Origin of the sequence: Pseudomonas sp. W3I7, from assembly GCF_030816095.1 — a bacterium.
Classification (GTDB): domain Bacteria; phylum Pseudomonadota; class Gammaproteobacteria; order Pseudomonadales; family Pseudomonadaceae; genus Aquipseudomonas; species Aquipseudomonas salomonii.
Map to the genome: position 1 here is coordinate 6,330,214 of NZ_JAUSXP010000001.1, position 24,607 is coordinate 6,354,820.

Here is a 24,607-nt window from a genome sequence, read left to right on the forward strand (position 1 = left end):
CGTACCGCAAAACCGATCAAAAGACTGGCCGTGAAGCAAGGTTTCGGATTGAGCGGGGGCCTCCCAATACACCACAAAACCCTGTGGGAGCTGGCTTGCCTGCGATGGCGGTGGCACACCAAAAACTGATGCTGGCTGACACTCCGCTATCGCGAGCAAGCGAGCTCATTACATTTTCATGAGGTGCTCATGCATTCCAGTGAGCGGTCCACCATGACTTTGGCCATTTCCATTAGATGGCCCGCAGCCTTGGGCGAGTCGCTTAACTGCTCGGCACAGTGAAGCAGATCTGAGGCATAAACCAATGCGTCTTCGAAGCTGAGCTCGGGGTGGGGGATGAAAAATGGATGGGGTGGACCGGGTCTTACTTGGCTCATTGCGGTAACTCCAATGTAGGTAATTGGAGCTGACAACCATCGCTGCTAAACAATGGGTGGCAGCTGTACGCAGGTTAGCAGGCCGGAACATTGGGAACCCGGCGCACCCGAGGGTGCCCTGCGCACAGCCACCATAAAGCGACGGCATAAAAAAACGCCATGCTTCAGATGGCGCTTGTGCGCCCAATGTTAAACGTTCGAGCTGCTAAACCCGGTCACTGACTTGACAGTGACCAACGCAGACTAGCCATCGAAAAGGCAGCGCACAAGCGGTTGGGATTCTCTCGGAAATGTCCTGCGAAAGAAAGAGACGGAGGAGGTAGGAACGGTGGTTTCAGACTTTGCTTAGCCCTCGAAAGCACTGCAAAACCACTGTGGGAGCTTGCTTGCCTGCGATGGCCAGGGTATCTACACAACTTTTAAAGGCCGCCACTTTCTCCTGTGGCGAGCAGGCTTGCCCTGCGTTGGGCTGCGAAGCAGCCCCAGTAAAGGCACTGCCATTTTCCTGAAAGAACTCAGCGTCTGGGTTTGGGGCTGCTTCGCAGCCCAACGCAGGGCAAGCCTGCTCGCCACAACAGCCCACCTGCCACAGACTTCGTGTTAACCGGTTATGTAGATACCTATGCTGCGATGGCGGTGGCACAGCCAAAAGTGATGCCGGCTGACACTCCGCTATCGCAGGCAAGCCAGCTCCCACAATTGATCTGTGTTGGGCTTGAGAGAGTGTGTGTTCCTCAGGTCCACCAGTACCGCACAAGGTGGAAGAAAATCGGCGCGGCAAAGCACACCGAATCCAGGCGGTCCAGCATCCCGCCGTGGCCTTCGATCATGTGCCCCCAATCCTTCACGCCCCGGTCGCGCTTGATCGCCGACATCACGATGCCGCCGGCGAAGCCCAGCAGGTTGATCAGCAGCGCGATCAGGAATGACTGCCACGGGTTGAACGGCGTGGTCCACCACAGCGCCGCGCCGATCAGGGACGACAGCAGAATCCCGCCGACAAAGCCTTCCACGGTTTTGGAAGGCGACAAATTGGGCGCGATCTTGTGTTTGCCGAACAGCTTGCCGCACACGTACTGCAGCACGTCCGACAACTGCACCACGATCACCAGGTAAGCGATCAGCAATAGGTTGCGGCCTTCGTAGCCGGGAATGTCGAGCGTCAGCAGAGCGGGCACGAACGACACGCAGAACACCGCGATCATCAGGCCCCATTGCACCTTCGACGCTCGCTCCAGAAAGTGCGTGCTGTCGCCACCCAGCGAAGCAAGGATCGGCAGCAGCAGGAACACATACACCGGGATAAAGATCGAGAACAGCCCGTACCAGTCGGCATAGATCAGCAAGTATTGCAGCGGCAGCGCCAGGTAAAACGCCGCCACCAGCGCCGGGTAATCGCTGCGGCGGGGTGGGCGTGAGGGTGAGAAATTCGCGCAGGGCGTAGAACGACACTGCATAGAACAGCAGGATCACCGCGCCGGTGCCGAGCCAGAAGGCGATACCGATCACCACCACCATCACCCACCAGGCATTGATGCGGGCGTTGAGGTTGTCGACCACCGCATTCGGTGTGGCACGGGTGCGCAGTTTGAGGATCAGGCCGATCAAGGAGGCGAGTACCAGAATCGCGCCGATTCCGCCGAACAACATCAGGGTTTGGCTATCCATGTCAGACATGCTCCGGGGCGAGGGCAAGCAGGGCGTCGCGGGTGCGGGCAAGGAAGGCGGACTTGTCTTCACCGTCTTCCAATTGCAGCGGCGCGCCGAAGCTGGTGGTGCACAGCAACGGCAGCGGCAGTACCCGGCCCTTGGGCATGACCCGGTTGAGGTTGGCGATCCACACCGGAATCAATTCGGCCTGTGGGTAACTTTTTGCCAGGTGATACAGGCCACTTTTGAACGGCAGCAAACCGTCCTCCAGGTTGCGCGTGCCTTCGGGAAAAATGATCAAGGAATCGCCGCCTTCCAGCGCGGCCAGCATCGGCTGCAAAGGGTTATCCACAGGGTCTTTACGCTCGCGGTCGATCAACACGCCGTTGAACACGCGGTTGATGATGTAGCGGCGCAATGCGCTTTGGTTCCAGTAATCACTGCCGGCCACCGGGCGCGTGAATTTGCGCAGGTTTTGCGGCAACGACGCCCATAGCAAAACGAAATCACCGTGGCTGCTGTGGTTGGCGAAGTAGATGCGTTGCACCGGCACCGGCGCGCACCCCAGCCACAGGCTACGGGCGCCGGTGACGGTGCGGGCCATCGAGGTAATCAGGGTGGCGACCACGGGTTCGAACATGGGGATTCCTTATCCGGCGAAAGGTAGCCAAGGGCTGGCGAGGATGACGGCCAGGGTCAGCAGCGCTTGCGCGCCCAGCAACCAGGCTTGTTTGCGCAGCAGTTTGAGCGCGCCGCGACGGCGTTCGGTCCAGGGCCTGCCCGCGCGTTTGGGCGATTGCAGGCCGAGGCTCTGCAAGGCTTGGTCGAGATCGGCCGTGCGCTCGGTGTCGCGCGCCAGCAGGGCGAACAGGTCGGCGTCGAAGGCCACGCGCAAGGCCCAGTACTTTTGCAGCAGGCCGAGCATGATCATCCACAGGCTGAGCAGCAGGCACAGGGTCGAAACGCTGGCCAATAATAATTGAGCAAGGCCGAACAACACGCCGGCCACGGTCAGGCCTGTGGATAACTGATCCAGCGAACGGCCACGGCGCAACAGGCTGGCAACCACCTGAAGTTCCATATCAGCGGGCATGGGGCAAACCCTCCAACGCTTTACGGTGAGCAGGATGCAGGACCACTTCGGCCCGTGCTGTACGAATAATAGCCACTGCCTCGTCGACCGTTGCGGCGCGCCCGCTGTGCAGCAGCCACGCGGCGACGGCGGTGGCGCTGCGCGAGTAGCCAAGGGCGCAGCACACCAGCAGCGGGCCGCTTGAACGCAGGCGTTCAATGGCCTCAGCGGCTTGCAGGCATTGCGCGGGCGTTGGCGCGATCAGGTCGAGCACAGGCACACATTCATAGGCGCGGCCCTGTGGATTAATCGGCAATTCGGCGCACAGATCGACAATGGCCTTGAAGGCGCCTTGCTCGCCTGTGGCAGGGATTCGACCAAGCCAGACGTTATCCACAATCTGGTCAGGCTGTGGATGTTTACGTGTCCACAGCCTGGAATTTAGCCACGCGGCCGCCAAGTAAGGTGCATACAGCCAGCGCGCGGCAGGGGTGAGCCGACCGTCTTGGCGCTTCTGGAAGCCCGCCGCGCCGAGTACACAGTAATTCGCCTTGATCAAAGCCAAGGAAACCGCTGGCCAAAGCAGCCACAACCACCCGCCGCGCAGCACCAAAGCCAGAATCACCAGCACCACTGCGCCAAGGCCATAGCGTATGCCCAGCCGCCATAGTTTTGGGTCCCGCGTCAGCCGTGCATTCACAAGCGGGCTCGGATGTTCCACCGGCCACAGCCACACACACAACCAACCGGCCAGGGCGCCTGTGGGTAAGTCAATAAAGTGATGTTGATAAGTGGTCAGCACCGAAATACCGATCAACGCGAACCAGCCATGCACCAGCCAACGCCAGAACCCTTGGGTGTGGCGCTGGTACATGACCCACAAAATCACCAGCAACGCGATATGCAGCGACGGCGCCTGGTTGAAGGGTTTATCGAACCCGGCCAGCACCGCAAACAACCAACCGAATACGCCATCCAGCTCCGGCCGTTCAAAGGTGAAACGCAGCGGCCAGATCAAAAAGCAGCTCACTGCAATGACTTGCGCACTGAGCAGGCGCAACGCATGTTGTTTCAGCTCATGGCGAGTATTGGGCAGTAGCAGCGAAAACCCGTAGAGCAGGTCGATGGACCAGTAGGGCACGATGGTCCAGGCCCAGAACGGCATATGGGTTTCCCAGCCGAACACCAGCGTGCCGACGTCGCTGCGCTGGCTGGTGACCCAGGTGGCAAAGCCGTAGGTGCTGAAAAACAGCGGCGCCAACAACAACAGCCACAGGACGGCGGGTTTCAATAAGCCGGGTTCGCGCATACTCAGATCTTCTGCGCCAGGGACACGGTGAAAATGCCCCACTCATCCACACGTTGGGTGATTTTGCGAAAGCCCGCCGCCTCGACCAATTGATCCATTTCTGCCTGGCTGCGACGGCGCATTACCCAGGCCTGGCCCTGGCGATGGCTGGTCAACGCGCGGGCGATCAGTTCCAGTTGCGGGTGCCATGGCTGGCCGGTGTAGACCAGATACCCGCCGGGCTCCACCGCTTCGGCAAGACCTGCCAGCGACCCGCCGACCATGCCGTTATCGGCAAACAGCTCATACAGGCCGGACACCACCGCCAGGGTCGGCTTGGGCGCCAGTGCCGCCAGGTCCGCACGGTCAAATGCATCGCCTTTGACGAACTGCGCAATATCCCCCAGGCCTTTCTCGCGAATCAGCGCACCGCCGTCACGCACGTTGATGTCGCTGTAGTCGCGCAACAGGATCGATTCCGGCAAGGGCGACACGCCTTGCAAGGCTTCGAGAATGTAGCGCCCATGACCGGCGGCGATATCGACAATGCGCACTTCGCGATCATCGGCACGCAACCTGGCCATGGCCAGCCGTAGCAATTCCTCGACGTTCAACTTGCGCTGGCGAATGCCGCGCCAGCCGATGGAGTTGAGGTAATTGGTGTCGATCATCCGCCCCAAGCCGCCCTTGCCGGTGGGCTTATTGCGGTACACGTAATCCAGGGTGCTGCCGGAGTCGAAGCCGGTGTCGAAGCCCAGTTTCACCCCGTCCGACAGGTTCTTGCCCAGGCCCATGCTGGCGCGGGTCATGCGCCAGTACAGGTCGCGCAGGGAGTTACGCGGCAGCGGCGCGGCGAGGGCTTCGGACTCGGCGCAGGTGGCGCCCATTTTGTCGGCATCCAGCAGGGCGGCGCGGTCCAGTGGGTGGGTGAAGTTTTGCAGGATAAAGCGCCGGGCACTGCCCACGGCCACGGCGCGGTCGCGCTCGCCAAGGGTGTCGTGGAAAAAGCCGGGCAGGATGTGCAGCTCTTTTTTCAGGCTGCCAAGCCGGTCGAAAAATTGCTGTTGGGGTTTGCGGTGCACCACGAAGTCGGAGCCGGAGATGAGCAATTGCGTCGGCACCTGAATCGCCTGGGCATCGGCGACCACCCGGTCGGCGGCTTCGTACAAACCCAGCAGCACATTCACCGAAATCGCCTTGGTGATCAGCGGGTCGCTGTCGTAGGACGCGACGCGCTCAGGGTCATGGCTGAGGAACTTGGCCTTGACGTAGCTGTTGACGAAAAAGTTGCCGCGAAACTTGCGCATCAACGCCAGCCCAGGCCGGGCGAAGGGCACGTACAGCTTGACCTTGAACGCCGGGGAGGCGAGCACCAGCGCGCGGATTTTTGGCGCGTAGTCGTGTACCCAAGTGGCCGCGATCACCGCGCCGACGCTTTGGGCGATGACGGCGAAGTTGTGTTCTTCTATGCCGTAAGTGGCGCCGATGTGTTCGCAAAAGGTCTGCACGTCGCGGGCGCTGGTGGCGAAGCTTGGGCTGTCACCGCGGGCGCCCGGCGATTGGCCGTGGCCACGGGCGTCCCAGGCGAAGAAATCGAATTGCGGCAGGTCGAGCTCGTCGACCAGGTGGGCAATGCGGCCCGAATGCTCATGGCCGCGATGGAACAGCAGGATCGCCTTGCGCGGCTCGTCACCCACAGGCGCAGTGGCCGGCCAGTGCCGATAAAAAAGCTCGACGCCATCATGGGTACCAAAGGTGTGCTCTTGCTGTTCGCGCATCGCAAAAATCCTTATGCAATCGGTGAAGTTTCTTGTTGTTCTTTGAGGCCCTGACGCACACGGTTGACCAAGGTGTAGGCGAGCAGGGCGGCGACCAGCCACATCACCGCATCGATCCAGCCCGCGCCGAGCCAGCCCAGCGCCACGCCAGTGGCGAGCACACCGAGCACGAACGCCCGATCACTCTTGCCCATCGGCCCGTCATAGCGGCGTGAGGCACCGACCATCGGCCCCAATACGCCAGCGTATTCGCTGAATACGGCGAGCAACGTCACCAGCAGCACCGGCGCCAGGCTCACGCCGGGAATCAGCGCAAAGGGCAGGATCAATGCGCTGTCGGCGATCACGTCGCACAGTTCATTGAGGTAGGCGCCCAGGCGTGATTGCTGGCCGAATTCGCGTGCGAGCATGCCGTCGATGGCATTGAGGGCCATGCGCAGGATCATCCACAGCGGGATCAGCGCAAACAGCCAGAGGTGTTGGGCAAAGCCTGCAATCAACAGGCCGACCAGCAAGGAAACGACGCCGGCCAGCACGGTGATCTGGTTGGCGGTGGTGCCGTTGTCGTAAAGACGCTGCACAAGAGGGCGCAGCAGGTTCTGAAAACGCGGTTTGAGCTGGTAGATCGAAATCATGACGCTTCCTTGTCCATGGGCCCGCGAAAAACTGTTTGGAGTGTGCCGATTAATCCGCGCCTGCACCAGTGATGGCTCGTGTTTCTGGGGGTTTAATCACTATTGCGAGAGCGCCGCAGAACAAATGTGGGAGCTGGCTTATCTGCGATGGGCATAGGTATCTACATAGCCGGTTGACACGAGGTCTGTGGCAGGTGGGCCGTTGTGGCGAGCAGGCTTGCCCTGCGTTGGGCTGCGAAGCGGCCCCAAACCCAGACACTGAGTACTTTCAGGAAAATTGCAGTGCCTTCACTGGGGCTGCTTCGCAGCCCAACGCAGGGCAAGCCTGCTCGCCACAGGAGAAATTGGCCGCCCTCAAAAACTGGCAGAACTTTATCGTGAGCAAGCCCGCTCCCACCGGGGATTTGCGCTGTTTTCGGACAAAAATTTCACGCTCCGTGTTATATCGTAACCAATTGTGTGTAGCGGACGTTAAGTGGATGCAAGTGGATCTGGAAGCTGACGGCGCTTCGGTGGAAGGCCTTCCGCGTTTTCAACAAGGGCTGTTCCATGCCCGCCGATTGCGCCAAGCGGGCATCAGCCTGACGGCCCTGGCCGTGGCCGGTTGGGTGCTGGCGCTGTTTGTCGCGCTGTTTGCGCCGCTGTCGATCTGGCCGGTGGTGCTGATCAACTGCGCGTCGGCCTTGCTGGTGCTGGTAGCCGGGTTGCAATCGGCGTGGTGGGTGGCGGATTGGCGCGCCCAGGCGCTGGAAACGCCCACGGCTGAACTGATCGAAGCGTCCGGCGAAGAGGTTGGCGCGTTCGCACGGGCGATCAATCGGTTTGGCAGCGGCGTGCTGTCACAGGTCGGCGCGCCAGTGCTATGGCTGTGTGGCTGGTCGTTGCTGGCGCTGATCAGCATCAGCGAATTCTGGAACCTGGCCTTGCCCGCCGCCGCGCTGGGGCAATCGGCGAGCATCGGCGCGGCGCTGGCCCTGGCGTTGGCCTTTGGCTTGTTGGTGTTCGAGCGCCGCCTGGCCCAGGAAACCGCCGCGAAATGGCCGGAAGCGTCCCAGCTGGCGCAGTTGAGCCGCGTGGCGATTGTCAGCCTGGTGATCAGTGCAATCTGCCTGCTGTTTGCCGGTGCCGAATCCGTGTGGCCGCTGCGCCTGGCGGTGTTGACGGGGCTGTTGCCCGCGTTGGTGGCGCTGGAGTTTCTGCTAAGAGGCGTGCTGTCACTGTTCAGCCCGCGCCAGCCGCGCCTTGAACCACGCTTGATGGCGCAGAGCTTTATCGCGGACCTGCTGCGTTGGCCACCCCAACCCTTGCTGGCGTTGCAGCACGAATTGCACAACCGCTTCGGCATCGACTTGCGCCAGATCTGGGCGTTTACCTACATGCGCCGGGCGTTTCTGCCGGTGCTGTTGGTGGTGTTGGCCGTAGGCTGGGCGTCGACCGGCGTGCACGAAGTGCCCCTGCAAGGCCGTGGGATTTATGAGCGCTTCGGCCAAACCCGTGCAGGTGTTCGGGCCTGGCTTGCATGCCGGGTTGCCTTGGCCATTGGGGCGCGTGCTGAGCGTGGAAAACGGTGTGGTGCATGAACTGGCGACCAGCGTCAGCGAGGCCGCCGCACCGCAGGTGGCCTCGGCGGAAGGCCCGGCGCCGCTAATCGCCAACCGCTTGTGGGACGCCAGCCATGTGAATGACAAATCCCAAGTGATCGCCAGCAGCAGTGGCGACAAGCAGAGCTTCCAGATCGTCAATATGGATGTGCGTTTCGTCTACCGCATCGGCCTGACGGACAAGGCCGCGCTGGCCGCCACCTATAACAGTGCGGATGTACCGACGCTGATTCGCAGCACCGCCAGCCGCATCCTTGTGCATGACTTTGCTTCGCGCACCCTTGACGAATTGCTCGGCGAGCAACGCACCAGCCTCGCCGATGAAGTGGGCCGCGCCGTGCAGGCAGATCTGCAAAAACTCGACAGCGGCGTGGAGATTTTGGCCACGGTAGTCGAAGCGATCCACCCGCCGGCAGGCGCGGCCAATGCCTATCACGGTGTGCAGGCGGCACAAATTGGCGCCCAGGCGCTGATCTCCCGCGAGCGCGGGGCTGCCAGCGAGCAAACCAACCAGGCGTTGCTGCAAGCCAGCACTGCCCGCGACCAGGCGCTGGCCACTGCCCGTGAGGTGAACGCCGGTGCTCAAGCGGCCGACCTGCGTTTTAGCGCCGAACAAAAAGCCTACGCCACTGCGGGTCGCGCCTTTGTATTGGAACAGTACCTGGGCCAACTCAGCCAAGGCCTGGCCCACGCCAAGCTGCTTATTCTGGATCACCGCCTGGGCGCCGATGGCGCGCCGACGATCGATCTGCGTTCTTTTACTTTGCCGGCCGACCCGATGGCGCCGCGTAAAGCCGTTCAATAAGGAGTCTGTCTGTTGAGCGCTCATTCTCACGATCACGGCCATCACCATCATCATGGCCACCATCATCACCATCATGGCGACGAACAGGCCGCTGGCCCATTCCCATGGCGGCGCATGGCCTGGGCGGTATTGCTGGTGTTGTTTGCCGTTGCTGCGGCGAGCCTGGTGCAGGTGCGCTCCGGTGAAGCCACGGTGATTACCCGCTTCGGCAACCCGGCGCGGGTACTGCTGGAGCCGGGCCTGGGCTGGCGCTGGCCGGCGCCGTTCGAAGCCGCGATCCCGGTGGACCTGCGTCTGCGCACCACCTCCAGCGGTTTGCAGGACGTGGGCACCCGCGATGGCCTGCGCATTATCGTGCAGGCCTACGTGGCGTGGCAGGTGCAGGGCGATGCCGACAATGTGCAGCGCTTTATGCGTGCGGTGCAGAACCAGCCGGATGAAGCGGCGCGGCAGATTCGCACCTTCGTCGGCTCGGCGCTGGAAACCACCGCCGCCAGCTTTGACCTGTCGAGCCTGATCAACACCGACGCCAGCCAGGTGCGCATCGCTGATTTTGAAGCCCAGCTGCGCCAGCAGATTGATCAACAATTGCTCACCACCTATGGCGTGCGCGTGGCGCAAGTGGGTGTCGAGCGCCTGACGTTGCCTTCCGTCACCCTGACCGCCACCGTCGACCGCATGCGCGCCGAGCGCGAAACCATCGCCACTGAACGCACCGCTGTAGGCAAGCGGGAAGCGGCGCAGATTCGCTCCGCTGCCGAGCGGGATGCGCGCATCGTGCAGGCCGATGCCACGGTGAAAGCCGCCGATATCGAAGCCCAGTCGCGGGTTGAGGCGGCGCAGATTTACGGGCGTGCCTACGCCGGCAACCCGCAGCTGTACAACCTGCTGCGCTCGCTGGATACCTTGGGCACCGTGGTCACGCCGGGCACCAAGATCATCCTGCGCACCGATGCTGCGCCGTTCCGTGCATTGGTAGACGGGCCCAAGGACCTTCAGCCATGACCGAGCGTGACGCTCCGGACAGCCCGTGGATCCAGGCCGGGCGTCTGACCTTCCTGGCGCTGTACGCAGTGACGGTGTTGGCGGCGTTGGCCTGGGCGTTTTCGAATGTGCGCCAGATCGACCCGCAAAACCGCGCCGTGGTGTTGCACTTCGGCGCGCTTGACCGGATCCAGAACGCCGGGCTGTTGCTGGCGTGGCCTCAGCCCTTCGAGCAAGTGGTGCTGTTGCCGGCGGCGGACCGTGTGATCGAACGGCGCGTGGAGAACTTGTTGCGCTCCGAGGCGGCGACCCAGGCGGACCGCGTGGCCAGTTTTGCCACGCCTTTGAGCGACGCGCTGGCCGGTTCCGGCTATTTGCTGACGGGCGATGCCGGTGTGGTGCAGCTGGATGTGCGGGTGTTCTACAAGGTCACCGAGCCTTACGCCTTTGTGTTGCAGGGCGAGCATGTGCTGCCAGCCCTGGATCGGTTGGTCACGCGCAGCGCGGTGGCCCTGACAGCCGCGCGCGATCTGGACACGATTCTGGTGGCGCGCCCTGAACTGATCGGCACCGACAACGGCGCCGCCGAGCGCCGTGAGCGGCTGCGCGGTGATCTGGTGCAAGGTATCAATAAACGCCTGGCGGAGCTGGCTTCGACGGGCTTGGGCTTGGGCATCGAAGTCACCCGCGTGGATGTGCAATCGAGCCTGCCAGGCCCGGCAGTCAACGCCTTCAACGCCGTGCTGACGGCCAGCCAGCAAGCTGACAAAGCCGTGGCCAATGCGCGCACCGAAGCGGAAAAACTCACCCAGACCGCTAACCAGGAAGCCGACCGGCTGGTGCAGGTTGCCCACGCCCAGGCCAGCGAACGCTTGGCCAACGCCCAGGCGCAAACCGCGACTGTTACCAGCCTGGCGCAGGTGAAAGACCCGGGCTTGCTGCTGCGTCTGTATCGCGAGCGCTTGCCGAAGATTCTTGGCCAGGCAGGTTCCGTGACCACCGTCGACCCTAAAGACGACTCCCGCTTGATCATTCAGGGAGCCGAGCAATGAGCGCACCCATGTTGACCTCCGCCGAGCAGCGCAGCGCTGCCCGGCAATTGACCCTGGCCATGCTGGCCTTGGGACTGCTGGTGCTTGGCCTGGTCTGGCGCTGGCTGGCGCCGGACCAGACCGGCGTCAGCCAATTACTGCTGGGCGTTGCGTCCTTGCTGGTGGCCGTGCCGGTGATGCGCTCGGCCTGGTACAGCCTGCGTTACCCCAGCCTGCATGGCATCACCGACCAATTGATCGCCCTGGCGATGCTGGGTGCCTGGGCCACCGGTGATCTGCTGACCGCTGCGTTGTTGCCGATCATCATGATTTTCGGCCATGTGCTGGAAGAGCGCAGCGTGATCGGCTCCCAGGAAGCGATTCATGCGCTGGGCAAACTGACCCGCAGCCATGCACGGTTGGTGCAGGCCGATGGCAGCATTATTGAAGTGGATAACGGCACGCTGAACACCGGCGATATTGTCGAAGTGCGCGCCGGTGATCGCGTGCCCGCCGACGGTGTGGTGCTGTCGGGCCAGGCGAGCCTGGACACGGCGCCCATCACGGGTGAGTCGGTGCCGTTGGAAGCCAGCGTCGGTGTGCAGGTGTTTGGCGGTGCGATCAATCTGGATGGGTTGCTGCGCTTGCAAGTGACCCGCACCGGCGATGAATCGACCTTGGGCAAGGTCATTGCGCTGATGCAAAACGCTGAACGCTCCAAGCCACCCATCACGCGGCTGCTGGAGCGTTATGCCGGCAGCTATATGGTGTTGGTGTTGCTGCTGGCCGCCGTGACCTGGTTTGTCACCAATGACGCCCAGGCGATGTTGGCGGTGCTGGTGGCGGCGTGCCCGTGTGCCTTGGTGCTGTCGGCGCCGGCCACAGCGATCGCCGGGATTGCCGTGGCCGCGCGCCATGGGATTTTGATCCGCAGCTCGGCGTTTCTGGAGGAGTTGGCGGACCTGACCTCGTTGGTGGTCGACAAGACCGGCACGCTGACCTTCGGCACCCTGCGGTTGCAGTCCATCGAAACCACGGCGCCGGATCGGCAGGTGTTGTTGAATCTCGCCGCCAGCCTCGGTTCGGCCAGCAGTCACCCGGTCAGCCGTGCGCTGGCCGGTTTGGCCACGCAAGAGCAAATGCTGGTGCTGACGGATATTCACGAACGCCAGGGGCTTGGCGTCGTGGCGCAAACCGGGCAGGGCGAGGCCGCGCTGGGGCGACCGGAGTTGTTCGAGCAGTTGGGTATTGTCACGACGACAGTCCCGAACCATGACGGCCCGATTGCCGGGCTGGCGTTGAACGGGCAGTTCCTGGCCTGGCTGTTGCTGGCCGACAGCGTGAAGCCGGAAGCACGCCAGGCGCTGCAAGAGCTGCGCGACCTCGGCCTGGGCCGCCAACTGCTGCTGACCGGGGATCGCCAGAGCGTAGCCGACAGCCTGGCGCTCGACGTAGGTATCAGTGACGTCGAAGCGCAGGCTTTGCCGGAGGACAAGCTCAACCGCGTGCTGGGGGAAATTGGCAGCGGTTTCCGGCCGATGGTCGTCGGTGACGGCATTAACGATTCCCTGGCGCTCAAGGCTGGAGTGGTCGGTGTGGCCATGGGTGCGGGCGGGGCGGACATTGCTCTGGCGTCGGCAGATGTGGTGCTGATCGGCAGCGATTTGCGTCGCCTCGGCACCTGCGTGCGCTTGAGCCGCCAGTGCCGGCACACGTTGCAGGTCAACGTGATCATCGGCCTGGGCTGGACGCTGGCCATTGTGGTGTTCGCCGCGTTTGGCTGGCTGGGCGCTGCCGGGGCAATGATTGCGGCGGTGTTGCATAACCTCAGCACCCTGCTGGTATTGGGGAATGCCGGGCGTTTGCTGCGTTTCCAGGAGCCGCTTTTGAAGCTGGATGAATAATTTTCGGAAATATTTGCACACGGCTGTAACGCCGGTGAGGGACCTCACTCTAGTGGTATGTCGAGACTGAACAATCCGTTCAGACCGATTCCACTACCGATCATGAGGAATACAAAAATGAACTTCAAATCCGCTGCTGCTGGTGCCGCCCTCGCAATGGCCGCCGCTACCCTGTTTGCTGGTGTTGTCACTCAGGTACAAGCTGCAGATGCGCAAGTGCATTGCTATGGCGTGACGTCTTGCAAAGGCCAGAACGACTGCAAAACTAAGGACAACGCCTGCAAAGGCCAAGGCGCTTGCAAAGGTATCGGCTTCAAGGCCATGACCAAGTCCGCTTGCGACGCGGCTGGCGGCAAAGTCGGCGAATAACCGGCAACTCAGTGCTCCCGCAGCGGATGCCCCCCACCGCTGCGGACACTTTGCCCAGGAGTGTGTGATGTCCGCTTCCCTTACAAGTCTGGGTTACGGCCTGGGTTTACGCAGTGAGTACTACCAGCAGATCCTTGAACAATCGCCGGCCGTGGATTGGTTCGAAGTGATCTCCGAGAATTATCTGGTCCAAGGCGGTAAAGCCTTGTATTACCTGGACGCGATAGCCGAGCGTTATCCCCTGGTGATGCACGGTGTGTCCCTGTCCATCGGCGGGCCACACGCCCTCGATACCGATTACCTGAGACAAATCAAACAGCTAGCCGAGCGCATCCAGCCTGCGTGGATCTCCGATCACCTGTGCTGGAGCCGTGGCAGTGCCCATCAGTTGCACGACTTGCTGCCGCTGCCTTACACCGAAGAAAGCCTTTACCACGTGGCTGCCCGCGTGCGCCAAGTGCAGGATGTGTTGCAGCGCCCACTGGTGCTGGAAAACGTCTCCAGCTATGTGCGCTCCAAGGCCGATGAGTTTACCGAGTGGGAATTCCTCAATGCCTTGGCTCATCTGACCGGGTGCCAGCTGCTGCTGGACGTGAACAACGTGTATGTCAGCTCGCGCAACCACGGTTTTGATGCCTGGACCTTTATCCGTAGTTTACCGCCCGAGAGCATCCGCCAGCTGCATCTGGCCGGGCATATGGACTACGGCGACTATGTGGTCGATACCCATGACCACCCCGTGTGCGACCCGGTTTGGGCGCTTTATCAGCAGACGCTTGAACGCTTGGGGCCGGTGTCGACCTTGCTGGAACGCGATGACCATTTCCCGCCGTTCGAAGAACTGCTCACCGAGTTGAGCAAGGCCCGTGAATTGGGCGCGACTGCCTTGGCCCGGAGATCGTTATGCGCCTGACCGATTGGCAGCTGGCCTTTGAGCAACACCTGTTATCTGAAAACTCAGTCGCCAACAGTGGTTTCGCCGCGACCTTGCTGGGCGGGCCGACCCTGGATGTGGACACGGGCCTGGCGATTTATCACAACGCCTACCTGTCGCGCTTGCAGGAAGTGCTGGGCCATGACTTCGGTGCCATTTGGTATTGGCTCGGCGATGATGAGTTCGCCTCACTCACAGAAGCCTATTTGCGCCGTTATCCTTCCGCCCATTACAGCCTGCGTTGGCTGGGTGAGCGGTTTCCGGCGTTTATCGTCGAGCACCTGGTGGCTGAACAGAGCGCACCGCTGGCTGAACTGGCGCGGTTGGAATGGGCGTTTACCCTGGCGTTTGATGCGCCGCAGGGTGAGCCGCTGGCCCTTGATGATATGGCGCAGCTGGCGCCCGAAGAATGGCCGGCGTTGCAGGTCACCCTGGCGCCGTCGGTGCAGCAGATGCTGTGTCACTTCAATACCGTGGCAATCTGGCGGGCGAGTAAAGATGAATCGGAATTTCCCGACAGCCACGCGCTGGAGTCGGCGCAGATTTGCCTGGTATGGCGCCACCACAACGTGTGCCATTACCGCAGCCTGGAGCCCGCTGAAGCCTGTGCCTTGGCGGGAATGGTGACCACCGGCTGGAATTTTTCAGAACTGTGCGAAGCACTGGTAGTCACTTATGCAGAGGGTGCGCCACTGCAAGCGGTGACATGGCTGAAACAGTGGATCCAGGATGGTTTGCTCGAGCGCCGAGCCCCATAGAAGAAGGCTATCAAATCGATAGCCTCCTACTTTGTCTTCGGATGGTCTACCCTCACTCCAGACGTCTGAAACAAGGGGGGACTACTCATGCTCGCGCAACTTCCACCGGCCTTACAGAATCTTCAGCTACCGCTGCGTCTTCGACTCTGGGACGGCCATGAATTCAACTTGGGCCCCGAGCCCAGTGTGACCATCGTGGTGAAGGACCCCACGGTCGTGTCCAGGCTGACCCACCCAACGCTCGATGCTTTGGGCGAAGCCTTCGTCGAGGGCAAGTTGGAGCTGGAAGGCTCCATCTCCGAGGTTATCCGGGTATGTGACGAGTTGAGTCATGCCCTGATCGACGACGACGAGGGGAGTCGTCCGGTGCGCTCGATCCACGACAAGGCCACTGACGCAGCGGCTATTTCCTACCATTACGACCTGTCCAACGAGTTCTACCAGCTGTGGCTGGACCAGGACATGGCGTATTCCTGCGGTTATTTCGAAACCGGCAGCGAATCCATCGACCAGGCCCAACAAGATAAATTTCGCCATCTGTGCCGCAAATTGCGGCTGCAGCCGGGTGAGTATTTGCTCGACGTTGGCTGTGGCTGGGGCGGGCTGGCGCGGTTTGCGGCGCGTGAGTTTGGGGTCAAAGTGTTTGGCATTACCCTGAGCAAGGAGCAGCTGGCGCTGGCTCGGGAGCGGGTTAAAGCTGAAGGGCTGGACGATCAGGTCGACCTGCAACTGCTCGACTATCGCGACCTGCCGCAAGACGGTCGCTTCGACAAAGTAGTCAGCGTGGGCATGTTCGAGCACGTCGGCCACGCCAACCTGGCGGAGTATTGCAAGACGCTGTTTGGCGCGGTGCGCGAAGGCGGCCTGGTGATGAACCACGGCATTACCGCCAAGCACACCGATGGCCGACCTGTGGGCCGTGGCGCCGGGGAGTTTATCGAGCGTTATGTATTCCCCAACGGCGAGCTGCCGCACCTGGCGATGATGACCGCCGAAATCAGTGAGGTCGGGCTGGAAGTGGTCGACGTCGAAAGCCTGCGCCTGCACTACGCGCGCACCTTGGATCATTGGAGCGAGCGCCTGGAAGACAACCTCGAAGCGGCGGCGAAAATGGTGCCGGAGCAGGCACTGCGGATCTGGCGGCTGTACCTGGCCGGTTGCGCGTATGCGTTTGCGCGGGGCTGGATCAATTTGCATCAGATATTGGCAGTGAAGCCTCACGCCGATGGCAGCCATGAATTGCCGTGGACGCGGGAAGATATTTACCGCTGAAACTCGGTTATAAAAGTGCTGAAGATCTAAATGTGGGAGCGGGCTTGCTCGCGAATGCGGTGGATCAGCCAATTAATTTGGTTCTGACACTCCGCATTCGCGAGCAAGCCCGCTCCCACATTTGTTCTGTGCTGTATCAAAGAATGGGTGAGATAAGCCGCGCCACCCGCATGCCCAGTTGTTGCAGGCGCCGAGTCTCGCGGCTTTCTTCCTGGCTGACTTCATGGGCCAGGGCGAAGTCGTCCAGCAGCATGTGCTCCACCTCGCTGGCAAACGCCTCGTCCACCGTCAGCAGCATCACTTCAAAATTCAGCCGGAACGAACGGTTGTCCATGTTCGCGCTGCCGATGGCGCTGATTTCGCTGTCCACCAACACGACTTTTTGATGCAGAAAGCCTGGCTTGTAGCGGAATACCCGCACGCCAGCGCGTACCGCTTCGATCGCATAAAGGCTGGACGCGGCGTAGACGATGCGATGGTCGGGGCGCGACGGCAGCAACAGGCGCACGTCAACACCGCGCAGCACGGCCAGGCGCAAGGCCGAGAACACGGCTTCATCGGGGACGAAATACGGGCTGGTGATCCACACGCGTTCGGTCGCCGCATGAATGGCTTCGACAAAAAACAGCGAGCAGGTTTCATACGGATCGGCCGGGCCGCTGGCGAGCAATTGGCAGAGCACGCCGTCTTCGGGGTAAGTGTCCGGCAAAATCAGTGGCGGCAGTTCGCGCGCCGCCCAGAACCAGTCTTCGGCAAATGACTCCTGCAGGCACGCCACCACCGGGCCTGTGACCTGCACATGGGTGTCGCGCCAGGGTGCCAGTGGCGGCTTTTTGCCCAGGTATTCATCACCGACGTTGTGCCCGCCGACAAAGCCGGTAACGCCGTCCACCACCACGATTTTGCGATGGTTACGGAAGTTGACCTGGAAACGGTTAAGCCAGCCGCTGCGGGTGGCGAACGCTTTGACTTTGACCCCGGCGTCGCGCAGCGATTGCACATAACGGTGGGGCAGGGCGTGGCTGCCGATGCGGTCGTAGAGCACGTGAATATCTACGCCTTCGGCAGCTTTTTCCTTCAGCAGCGCATGCAGCTGTCTGCCAAGCTCATCGTCATGAATGATGAAAAACTGGAACAGTACTGCAGTTTTGGCATTGCGAATGGCTTCGAAAATCGCGCTGAAAGTGGCTTGACCATTGATCAACAACCGCACTTCATTATTGGCAAGGCACGGCATGCGCCCCAGTTTGGGCATGGCGCGCAAGGAGCCGTAGGCGCTGGAGTTGCGCGCGGCCAGGGCTTCTTCGACCCATGGGCGCCAGTTCAGCTCGGTGATGGCGGTGTGCATTTCCTGGTTGGCCTGGCGACGTGCCTGGATGTACGCGTCGAAGGTGCTGCGGCCGAAGATCAGGTACGGGATCAGCGTGAGGTAAGGCATGAACATCAACGACAAGGCCCAGGCGATCGAGCCTTGGGCGGTCCTGACCGTCAGTACCGCGTGGATCGCCGCCAGCGTCCCGAGAAAGTGCAGCGTGGCAATGAAGTAGGCGAGCAGGTGCGGGCCAAAAAAATCCATGAACGACATGACTCCAGGCAATCGAGTGCCTAACAGACCATGTTCCACAGCGAATGTCGCTATTTTATTTGCCGTGCAACACTGGCGGCTTTGCGGCGTCTAACGCCCACAATTACCCAGGAGTTACCCGATGAATGCTCGTCTGCTTGGTTTGGCCATGGTTGTTGGACTGACGCTGCCCGTGGCGGCTCAGGCGCAGATGCTGGCGCCGGGCTTGTGGGAATTGACCACCAGCAATATGAAAGTCGATAACCAGGATTTGCCGGACCTTTCGCTGATCCTCGGTCAGCTCAAGCAACAGATGACCCCTGAGCAGCGTGCGATGCTGGAAAAACAAGGCATCACCATGGCCGGTAAAGGCGTGCAGGTATGCCTGACGCCCGCCCAGGTCGCCTCTGATTCGATCCCGCTGACCGACCCGCAATCGGGCTGCAAGCAGGAAGTGACCGACAAGACCGGCAACCAATGGAAATTCCGCTTCAGTTGCCCGAAAGCCCAGGGCACTGGCGTTGCAACCTTCCAGAGCCAGCAGGAATTCACTACCAAGGTAAACGGTACTTTCAATGCCACTGGCGTCCAGCAGAAGGGCAGCCTGGACACTCACGCCCAGTGGTTGGGCAACGATTGCGGTACGGTAAAACCCCGTGCTTAAACGGTGGGAGTTGGCTGGATCGCAGCAGAGGTGCACAACTATTGAAGGTTGCCACCTTCTCTGTGGCTCTTTGCTTTAAAAGCATGGGACTGCTGCGCAGTCCAACGGGAGCAAGCTCCCTCGCCACAGGTTACTTTTTACCCTTCAGCCTTCTTAACTGAATAGCATTAGGGCAAGCCCGCTGGCGTCGGTCAGCGCAGAAAATGCAAGGGCAAGCCCTGGCAGCTGTCGACCACCTGGCCGTTGTGCCATGCCAGGTGGCCGGACACCAGCGTGGTGCTCACGCTGTGGCGAAAGCTGCGTTCGGCGAACGGTGTCCAGCCACAGCGGGCGAGGACCGGCTGGCTACTGACGGGTTTACCTTCAGGCTCGGGTTTGATCAGCACCAAGTCAGCCCAATAGCCTTCGCGCACATAACCACGGTCCGGGATGGCGAATAAATCGGCCACCCGGTGACTGGTTTTTGCCACCAGCGTGGTCAGGGGCAAATGCCCGTCGATGACCAATTCCAATAACGCCGGCAACGCGTGCTGCACCAGCGGCAACCCGGACGGCGCTTCACGGTAGCCCAACTGTTTTTGCGCCCAGGTATGCGGCGCATGGTCGGTGCCAATCACATCCAGACGATCACTTAACAAGGCCAGGCGCAACGCGTCGCGGTCGGCGCGGGTCTTGATCGCCGGGTTGCATTTGATCTGGTGGCCGAGGCGATGATAGTCACGGTCATCGAACAGCAGGTGGTGCAGGCAGACTTCAGCGGTGATGCGCTTTTCGGCCAAGGGTTTGTCTTCGAACAATGCCAGTTCGCGGGCGCTGGTCAGGTGCAGCACATGCAGGCGCGTGCCATGGCGCTTGGCCAATTCCACGGCAAACGACGACGAGCGATAACAGGCTTCGGCATCGCGGATCAGCGGGTGGGCGACGGCAGGAATCTGCTCGCCGAAACGCTCGCGCAAGCGTTGCTCGTTGGTCAGGATGCTCGGCGTGTGTTCGCAGTGGGCCAGCAGGAGGGTCGGCACTTGCGCAAACAGCCGCTCCAGAATCCGTGGGTCATCCACCAGCATATTGCCGGTGGAGGCGCCCATGAACACTTTGACCCCGGCCACTTCACGCGGGTCGAGGGCGGCAACCACGTCGAGATTGTCGTTACTCACGCCAAAGTGAAAGCCGTAGTTGGCCACCGAGTGCAACGCGGCGCGGCGCTTTTTATCGGCCAGTGCTTCGAGGTTCAGCGTGGCCGGGCTGGTGTTGGGCATGTCCATGAAGCTGGTAATGCCACCGGCCACCGCCGCGCGGGATTCGCTGTAGAAACTGCCTTTGTCCGGTGCGCCGGGTTCGCGAAAGTGCACCTGGTCGTCGATCATGCCCGGCAGCAGCCACTGGCCTTGGGCGTCGATTTCCACGGGTTCGTTGTAGCCTTCAAGGCTGGCGGCAATCTTCTCGATGCGGCCATTGGCGACCAGCACATCGGCGTCGAATTCCTGGCCTTCATTGACCAGGCGTGCGTTGCGGATCAGCAGGCGGCTCATGGTTCAGAACTCGTTTTGCAGGGCTTTGTAACCACGTACCAGGTCGACGTTGGTACGCGCGACATCTTCGGAAAACTCCGAGGCGCTGACGCTCACCGGCGGGAATTGCGACAGGTCGGTATTGGGGCCGATGCGCGTGGTGGAGGGCACGTAGAAGGCGGCGGGCAAGTCGCGGCCGTCGACCACCGAGTTATGGCGCACCACGCAACCATCGCCGACGGCGCAGTTGAACAGCACGCTGTTGAAACCGATGAACACGCGGTCGCCGACGGTGCAGGGGCCGTGGACGATGGAGCGATGCGCGATAGACGTGAACTCCCCAATCGTCACCGCCGCACCGGATTTGGAATGGATCACCACGCCGTCCTGAATGTTGGAGTTGGCGCCGATGGTGATCGGGTCCATGTCGCCGGTGGCGTCGACTTCGTCGGCGCGGATCACGGCGTAGGGGCCGACGAACACGTTCTCGCCAATGATGACCTTGCCGCAGATGATCGCGGTCTTGTCGACGTAGGCCGACTCGGCAATCACCGGCAGATCGCCGGAAGGGTTCTTGCGAATCATGCAACAGGCTCCGTAATAATGTGAACGTGATCGCCATCAATGGCGTTGTAGAAACAGGTCGGCCGCCCGGTGTGGCAGGCCGGGCCTTGCTGGTCGACGATCAGCAGCACGGCGTCGCCATCACAATCCAGGCGCGCCTCAATCAACTGTTGCCAGTGGCCGGAGCTTTCGCCTTTGCGCCACAGTTGCTGGCGTGAGCGCGACCAGTAGCAGACGTGCCCGCTGGCCAGGGTTTCGCTGAGCGCCTGGCGATTCATCCAGGCCAACATCAGCACTGCGCCGCTGCCGTGTTGCTGGGCGATGGCGGCAATCAGGCCATCGCTGTTCCACGGCAGGGCGTCGAGCACGGGTTCGAGTGGAAAGCGGCTGCCCAGGGCAGCCTCTTCCAGGTCGTGCATGCTCAGGGTCATGGCTTGCTCAGGGCGGCGCACAGGGTGTTTAGGTTGTACTCAAACAGCCCGGTGAAGGTGCTCGCCGGGCCTTCGGCGGCGAGGGCGTCGGAGTACAGCGTGCCGCCGATCTGCGCGCCGCTTTCGTCAGCGATCTGCTTGAGCAGGCGCGAGTCCTTGATGTTTTCCATGAACACCGCTTTGACCTTGTCCTTGCGGATCTGGGTGATCAACGCAGCGACTTCAGCAGCCGAAGGTTCGCGTTCGGTCGACAGGCCTTGTGGTGCCAGGAACTGAATACCATAAGCCTGGCCCAGGTAACCGAAGGCGTCATGGGACGTGACGATGCGACGGTTGCCGGCGGGCAGCGCGCCGAACTTGGTCTTGGCTTCGGCCAGCAAGCGGTAGATTTCTTTCAGGTAGGTCTGACTGTTGTGCAGGTAGTCGGCCTTGTTGGCCGGGTCGGCTGCCACCAGTGCCTTGGTGATGTTGTTCACATAGATTTCGGCGTTGGCCAGGTTGTGCCAGGCGTGCGGGTCGGGAATGGTTTCGCCGTCTTCTTCCATGGTGTGGGAGATCACGCCTTTGCTGGCGGTGACCACGGTGGCCTTGGTTTCGGTGCTGGTGACCAGGCGGTCCAGCCAGGGTTCGAAACCCAGGCCGTTCTTGATGATGACCTTGGCCTTGAGCAGCGCCTTGGCGTCATCCGGGGTAGGCTCATAGGTGTGGGCGTCGGAGTCCGGGCCGACCATGTTGCTGATCTGGATGTGGTCGCCACCGATCTGGTGGGTGATGTCATCGAGAATACTGAAGCTGGTGACCACTTGGAGTTTGTCGGCGGCCTGGGCCATCGACAAGGGCAGCAGAAGACTGAACAGCACGAGTAAAGCGCGCATCGGGAAACACCTCATTGGGATGTAAGAGAGGGCGGGCGGCGCAGCAAGCCGTGCACCGGGCCGAAAACCACGGACAGCAAATACCCGCCGCCAGCCACCAGCACGATGGCCGGGCCGCTGGGCAGTGAGTAGTAGAACGACAGCAGCAAACCAAGCCACACCGACAGGCATCCCAGCACCGCCGATACCGCAATCAATACCGGCAGGCGCCGGCTCCAGAAGCGTGAAGCAATCGCCGGCAACATCATCAAACCCACTACCATCAACGCGCCGATAGCCTGGAAGCCGATCACCAGGTTCAGCACCACCAGGGTCAGGAATAACCCGTGGGCGAGTGGGCCGAGACGGCTGACGGTTTGCAGGAACAGCGGGTCGAGGGTGTCCAGCAGCAGCGGTTTGTAGATCAGCCCCATGGCGATCAGGCTGAAACCCGAGACCCAGAGCATGCCGGTGAGGGTGGTTTCATCCACCGCCAGGGCGGAGCCGAACAGCAGGTGCAGAAGGTCCAGGCGCTTGCCGGCGATGCCCAGGATCAGCACGCCGGCGGCGAGCGAGATCGGGTAGACGGCGGCGAGGCTGGCGTCTTCACGCAGGCCGGTGCGGCGGGTGATCCACGCCGACAAACCGGCCATGCCAAGGCCGGCGCCGAGGCCGCCGATGGTCAGGGCTGGCAGGCTAATACCGGCGAACCAGAAGCCCAGCGCGGCGCCGGGCAGGATGCCGTGGGCGACGGCGTCACCGATCAGGCTCATGCGCCGCAGGATCAGGAACACACCCAGCGGCGCAGTGCTGCACGCAAGCACCAGCCCGCCGATGAGGGCGCGGCGCATGAAGACGAAATCTTGAAACGGCATCCACAGGTGGGCGGCGAAGTGCATCAGGCCACCTGCATGTGCGGTTGCGGGCGGATCAGCTCTTTGCTGGGGCCGAACACGCAGCCGGTGTTTTTGATCTGCACCACATGCTGTGTGTGGTGGCGCACCGAGGCGAGGTCATGACAAACGATCACCACTGTGCGGCCTTCATCGTGCCAGGCGTGCACATGTTTCCAGCACAGCGCCTGGCCTTCTTCGTCGAGGGCGGCGTGAGGTTCATCGAGTAGCAAAACCGGTGCTTCAGCCAGGCTCATGCGCGCCAGCAGCGCGCGTTGCAGTTCGCCGCCAGACAACGCCATCAACGGTCGATGCTCCAGGCCGGTGAGGCACCAGTCTTCCAACACGGCTTGCAGGCGCTGGCTGCGTTGTTCCGGGCCGAGCTTGGTGCCCCAGAAACCGGCCGCGACCAACTCTTGCAGGCTGATCGGAAACTGCCGGTCCAGGTGTTGCTGCTGCGGCAGGAACGACAAGCCGCCACGACGTGGAACATCCACGCTGACGTTGCCCGCCAATGGCTTTTGCAGCCCGGCGATGACTTTGAGCAGGCTGCTCTTGCCCGTGCCGTTGGCGCCAATGATGCCGGTGAGGCTGCCTTTTTCCAGGCTCAGATCGAGCGCAGGGGTGAGTGGTTGCCCAGGGGCGCCCCAGCGCAAAGCGTTGCAGGTGATCATGCAGAGTCTCTCGTCCAGCGGCTTTCAGCCACGGCATCGTGCGCGTGCAGGCTTTCGGCGTGGATCACTTTCAGGTGGAAGGCTTTGACGGCATCCGAGCGTTTCAAGGCGAGGTTCAAGCGGCGGGCGGCGTCTTCGCAGAACATCAGGTTCTGCCCGTTGGCCAAGGCGAAGGCTTGTTCGTCCGCGCGTTTTACAGCGGTTTGCACGGCGGTGCCGAGGGCGGCTTCGACGGTGTCGATCAGGTCTGTAAGCGGCAGCGTGTTCTGGCTGGCGTCCAGTTGGATCGACAGTTGGGCGCTGCTGCGCTGGCTGTGAGGTGTGGCGACGATGCCGTTGGCGCTGCCCAGCCAGGTCAAAACGTCCTCATGCTGCAACGGCGTGTTGGCAAAGTCCTGGAGAAATTGCTGCTGAATCAACTGCCTGGCGAGCGCGGCCGAGCAAGGGCAGGTTGAGGAATAAGTAACGTCAATTTTTAGTTCCACGTGGAACATCTGGTTTTCCAGACGCGCTTCGATGCACACCGGGTAGCCTTTCCAACCGGCCAGCGGGCTGACCAGCGCCGGGCGTTTGAGTAACAAATCCGTGTGAATACGCAAGTAGGCGTTCTTAGATAATCCTTCATGACTCTCGAGAAAGCGCTGCAGTACATTACGCAGAAGTGCAGGTGTAAGAAGCTGCTGGTCGAGCATTTCCAAGGCCAGATACAGGCGCGACATATGAATGCCACGGGCCTCGCCATCGTCCAGGCTTACGCCGGCATCGGCGGTGGCAGCCAGGCATTGGCCGCCGATGAGGATTGGTAGGGCGATGCCGCACATGCCCACCCAGTCGAGTGGCAAGGCTTGCCGTGAAGCCTGCGCGGCGATATCCGGCAGAGTCAGCGCATTCATGAGCAGGTCCATCGTTGGAAATAAAAAGACATGTTATATTATAACGATTAAGTCGACGATGATTTTTCTGCTTCAGTCTTTCCTCAGTCATGTCGAGCAGGGAC

At 61.5% G+C, this 24,607-nt stretch carries 22 protein-coding genes and 2 pseudogenes; 9 read left to right on the forward strand and 15 right to left on the reverse strand.

Annotation, left to right across the window (positions count from 1 at the left end; genetic code table 11):
• Window positions 1-176: 176 nt before the first annotated feature.
• From QF043_RS28915 to QF043_RS28945, 7 genes and pseudogenes are all read right to left on the reverse strand, one after another.
• The gene (locus QF043_RS28915; RefSeq protein WP_069785774.1) at window positions 177-377 is read right to left on the reverse strand and encodes a DUF3077 domain-containing protein; all 201 of its coding nucleotides are present in this window, start codon (window positions 375-377) and stop codon (window positions 177-179) included.
• Between the two features lie 734 nt (window positions 378-1,111).
• Window positions 1,112-2,045: pseudogene (locus tag QF043_RS28920) on the reverse strand (phosphatidate cytidylyltransferase).
• A 1-nt stretch (window position 2,046) separates the two neighbouring features.
• Complete coding sequence (locus QF043_RS28925; RefSeq protein WP_056860933.1) at window positions 2,047-2,667, reverse strand: 1-acyl-sn-glycerol-3-phosphate acyltransferase; 621 nt, start codon at window positions 2,665-2,667, stop codon at window positions 2,047-2,049.
• Window positions 2,668-2,676: 9 nt separating this feature from the next.
• The gene (locus QF043_RS28930) at window positions 2,677-3,120 is read right to left on the reverse strand and encodes a hypothetical protein (RefSeq protein ID WP_307421104.1); all 444 of its coding nucleotides are present in this window, start codon (window positions 3,118-3,120) and stop codon (window positions 2,677-2,679) included.
• The gene (locus QF043_RS28935) at window positions 3,110-4,408 is read right to left on the reverse strand and encodes a phosphatase PAP2/dual specificity phosphatase family protein (RefSeq protein ID WP_307421105.1); all 1,299 of its coding nucleotides are present in this window, start codon (window positions 4,406-4,408) and stop codon (window positions 3,110-3,112) included. The genes QF043_RS28930 and QF043_RS28935 overlap by 11 nt, the downstream gene beginning before the upstream one ends.
• A gap of 2 nt (window positions 4,409-4,410) precedes the next feature.
• Window positions 4,411-6,165 (reverse strand): bifunctional alpha/beta hydrolase/class I SAM-dependent methyltransferase, encoded by a 1,755-nt coding sequence (locus QF043_RS28940; protein WP_307421106.1) that lies wholly within the window; start codon window positions 6,163-6,165, stop codon window positions 4,411-4,413.
• An 11-nt stretch (window positions 6,166-6,176) separates the two neighbouring features.
• Window positions 6,177-6,800, reverse strand: coding sequence for a CDP-alcohol phosphatidyltransferase family protein (locus QF043_RS28945; RefSeq protein WP_307421107.1), 624 nt, complete (start codon window positions 6,798-6,800; stop codon window positions 6,177-6,179).
• 479 nt (window positions 6,801-7,279) lie between these two features.
• Between QF043_RS28945 and hflK (QF043_RS28950) the strand changes: the two are divergent.
• The 8 genes and pseudogenes from hflK (QF043_RS28950) (at window position 7,280) to cfaB (ending at window position 16,458) form a co-directional block, all read left to right on the forward strand.
• Window positions 7,280-9,206: pseudogene (gene hflK, locus QF043_RS28950) on the forward strand (protease modulator HflK).
• Between the two features lie 9 nt (window positions 9,207-9,215).
• Entirely contained in the window at window positions 9,216-10,211 is a 996-nt protein-coding gene (hflC, locus tag QF043_RS28955; protein WP_307421544.1) for a protease modulator HflC, read from the forward strand.
• A complete protein-coding gene (gene hflK / locus QF043_RS28960; protein ID WP_307421108.1) occupies window positions 10,208-11,242 on the forward strand; it encodes a protease modulator HflK in 1,035 nt (344 codons plus the stop codon). The genes hflC and hflK (QF043_RS28960) overlap by 4 nt, the downstream gene beginning before the upstream one ends.
• Window positions 11,239-13,125, forward strand: a complete 1,887-nt coding sequence (locus tag QF043_RS28965) for a cation-translocating P-type ATPase (RefSeq protein ID WP_058421072.1) — start codon at window positions 11,239-11,241, stop codon at window positions 13,123-13,125. Before hflK (QF043_RS28960) ends, QF043_RS28965 begins: the two co-directional genes overlap by 4 nt.
• Window positions 13,126-13,242: 117 nt before the next feature.
• Window positions 13,243-13,494, forward strand: a complete 252-nt coding sequence (locus QF043_RS28970) for a hypothetical protein (RefSeq protein WP_305456732.1) — start codon at window positions 13,243-13,245, stop codon at window positions 13,492-13,494.
• A gap of 67 nt (window positions 13,495-13,561) precedes the next feature.
• On the forward strand, window positions 13,562-14,407 hold the full coding sequence (locus QF043_RS28975) for a DUF692 domain-containing protein (RefSeq protein WP_307421109.1): 846 nt from the start codon (window positions 13,562-13,564) through the stop codon (window positions 14,405-14,407).
• On the forward strand, window positions 14,398-15,186 hold the full coding sequence (locus QF043_RS28980; RefSeq protein ID WP_307421110.1) for a DNA-binding domain-containing protein: 789 nt from the start codon (window positions 14,398-14,400) through the stop codon (window positions 15,184-15,186). Before QF043_RS28975 ends, QF043_RS28980 begins: the two co-directional genes overlap by 10 nt.
• Window positions 15,187-15,273: 87 nt before the next feature.
• Window positions 15,274-16,458: a C17 cyclopropane fatty acid synthase CfaB gene (gene cfaB / locus QF043_RS28985; protein WP_307421111.1), complete on the forward strand. Its 1,185-nt coding sequence runs from the start codon at window positions 15,274-15,276 to the stop codon at window positions 16,456-16,458.
• Window positions 16,459-16,594: 136 nt separating this feature from the next.
• On the opposite strand, the gene cls is transcribed toward cfaB, so the two are convergent.
• Window positions 16,595-18,034: a cardiolipin synthase gene (gene cls / locus QF043_RS28990; RefSeq protein WP_307421112.1), complete on the reverse strand. Its 1,440-nt coding sequence runs from the start codon at window positions 18,032-18,034 to the stop codon at window positions 16,595-16,597.
• A gap of 130 nt (window positions 18,035-18,164) precedes the next feature.
• Here cls and QF043_RS28995 point away from each other — a divergent pair, with 130 nt between their 5' ends.
• Entirely contained in the window at window positions 18,165-18,686 is a 522-nt protein-coding gene (locus tag QF043_RS28995; RefSeq protein ID WP_017135754.1) for a DUF3617 domain-containing protein, read from the forward strand.
• A 191-nt stretch (window positions 18,687-18,877) separates the two neighbouring features.
• Here the strand turns inward: QF043_RS28995 and QF043_RS29000 are convergent, their stop codons facing one another.
• Genes QF043_RS29000 through folE2 form a run of 7 tightly spaced genes read right to left on the reverse strand, consistent with a single transcriptional unit; the run spans window position 18,878 to window position 24,503 of the window.
• Entirely contained in the window at window positions 18,878-20,215 is a 1,338-nt protein-coding gene (locus QF043_RS29000; protein WP_307421113.1) for a dihydroorotase, read from the reverse strand.
• 3 nt (window positions 20,216-20,218) lie between these two features.
• Window positions 20,219-20,779 carry a DapH/DapD/GlmU-related protein gene (locus tag QF043_RS29005; protein ID WP_017135756.1) on the reverse strand — a complete coding sequence of 187 codons (561 nt, stop codon included), beginning with the start codon at window positions 20,777-20,779 and terminating at the stop codon, window positions 20,219-20,221.
• On the reverse strand, window positions 20,776-21,189 hold the full coding sequence (gene hisI, locus QF043_RS29010; RefSeq protein WP_307421114.1) for a phosphoribosyl-AMP cyclohydrolase: 414 nt from the start codon (window positions 21,187-21,189) through the stop codon (window positions 20,776-20,778). Before hisI ends, QF043_RS29005 begins: the two co-directional genes overlap by 4 nt.
• Window positions 21,186-22,064, reverse strand: a complete 879-nt coding sequence (locus QF043_RS29015; protein WP_056860918.1) for a metal ABC transporter substrate-binding protein — start codon at window positions 22,062-22,064, stop codon at window positions 21,186-21,188. The genes hisI and QF043_RS29015 overlap by 4 nt, the downstream gene beginning before the upstream one ends.
• Window positions 22,065-22,075: 11 nt before the next feature.
• Window positions 22,076-22,942 carry a metal ABC transporter permease gene (locus QF043_RS29020; protein WP_056860917.1) on the reverse strand — a complete coding sequence of 289 codons (867 nt, stop codon included), beginning with the start codon at window positions 22,940-22,942 and terminating at the stop codon, window positions 22,076-22,078.
• On the reverse strand, window positions 22,942-23,610 hold the full coding sequence (locus QF043_RS29025) for a metal ABC transporter ATP-binding protein (RefSeq protein WP_305456715.1): 669 nt from the start codon (window positions 23,608-23,610) through the stop codon (window positions 22,942-22,944). Before QF043_RS29025 ends, QF043_RS29020 begins: the two co-directional genes overlap by 1 nt.
• On the reverse strand, window positions 23,607-24,503 hold the full coding sequence (folE2, locus tag QF043_RS29030) for a GTP cyclohydrolase FolE2 (protein ID WP_307421115.1): 897 nt from the start codon (window positions 24,501-24,503) through the stop codon (window positions 23,607-23,609). The genes QF043_RS29025 and folE2 overlap by 4 nt, the downstream gene beginning before the upstream one ends.
• Window positions 24,504-24,607: the final 104 nt, after the last annotated feature.

Bases quoted from the DNA above. Each gene is read 5' to 3' on its own strand.
- cls (WP_307421112.1), bottom strand. From the start codon at position 18,034: ATGGATTTTTTTGGCCCGCACCTGCTCGCCTACTTCATTGCCACGCTG.
- QF043_RS28930 (WP_307421104.1), bottom strand. From the start codon at position 3,120: ATGCCCGCTGATATGGAACTTCAGGTGGTTGCCAGCCTGTTGCGCCGT.
- hflK (WP_307421108.1), top strand. From the start codon at position 10,208: ATGACCGAGCGTGACGCTCCGGACAGCCCGTGGATCCAGGCCGGGCGT.
- QF043_RS29015 (WP_056860918.1), bottom strand. From the start codon at position 22,064: ATGCGCGCTTTACTCGTGCTGTTCAGTCTTCTGCTGCCCTTGTCGATG.
- QF043_RS28945 (WP_307421107.1), bottom strand. From the start codon at position 6,800: ATGATTTCGATCTACCAGCTCAAACCGCGTTTTCAGAACCTGCTGCGC.
- QF043_RS28925 (WP_056860933.1), bottom strand. From the start codon at position 2,667: ATGTTCGAACCCGTGGTCGCCACCCTGATTACCTCGATGGCCCGCACC.
- QF043_RS28980 (WP_307421110.1), top strand. From the start codon at position 14,398: ATGCGCCTGACCGATTGGCAGCTGGCCTTTGAGCAACACCTGTTATCT.
- QF043_RS28995 (WP_017135754.1), top strand. From the start codon at position 18,165: ATGAATGCTCGTCTGCTTGGTTTGGCCATGGTTGTTGGACTGACGCTG.
- QF043_RS29005 (WP_017135756.1), bottom strand. From the start codon at position 20,779: ATGATTCGCAAGAACCCTTCCGGCGATCTGCCGGTGATTGCCGAGTCG.
- cfaB (WP_307421111.1), top strand. From the start codon at position 15,274: ATGCTCGCGCAACTTCCACCGGCCTTACAGAATCTTCAGCTACCGCTG.
- QF043_RS28940 (WP_307421106.1), bottom strand. From the start codon at position 6,165: ATGCGCGAACAGCAAGAGCACACCTTTGGTACCCATGATGGCGTCGAG.
- QF043_RS28935 (WP_307421105.1), bottom strand. From the start codon at position 4,408: ATGCGCGAACCCGGCTTATTGAAACCCGCCGTCCTGTGGCTGTTGTTG.
- QF043_RS29020 (WP_056860917.1), bottom strand. From the start codon at position 22,942: ATGCACTTCGCCGCCCACCTGTGGATGCCGTTTCAAGATTTCGTCTTC.
- QF043_RS28975 (WP_307421109.1), top strand. From the start codon at position 13,562: ATGTCCGCTTCCCTTACAAGTCTGGGTTACGGCCTGGGTTTACGCAGT.
- QF043_RS28970 (WP_305456732.1), top strand. From the start codon at position 13,243: ATGAACTTCAAATCCGCTGCTGCTGGTGCCGCCCTCGCAATGGCCGCC.
- QF043_RS28915 (WP_069785774.1), bottom strand. From the start codon at position 377: ATGAGCCAAGTAAGACCCGGTCCACCCCATCCATTTTTCATCCCCCAC.
- folE2 (WP_307421115.1), bottom strand. From the start codon at position 24,503: ATGAATGCGCTGACTCTGCCGGATATCGCCGCGCAGGCTTCACGGCAA.
- QF043_RS28965 (WP_058421072.1), top strand. From the start codon at position 11,239: ATGAGCGCACCCATGTTGACCTCCGCCGAGCAGCGCAGCGCTGCCCGG.
- hisI (WP_307421114.1), bottom strand. From the start codon at position 21,189: ATGACCCTGAGCATGCACGACCTGGAAGAGGCTGCCCTGGGCAGCCGC.
- QF043_RS29000 (WP_307421113.1), bottom strand. From the start codon at position 20,215: ATGAGCCGCCTGCTGATCCGCAACGCACGCCTGGTCAATGAAGGCCAG.
- QF043_RS29025 (WP_305456715.1), bottom strand. From the start codon at position 23,610: ATGATCACCTGCAACGCTTTGCGCTGGGGCGCCCCTGGGCAACCACTC.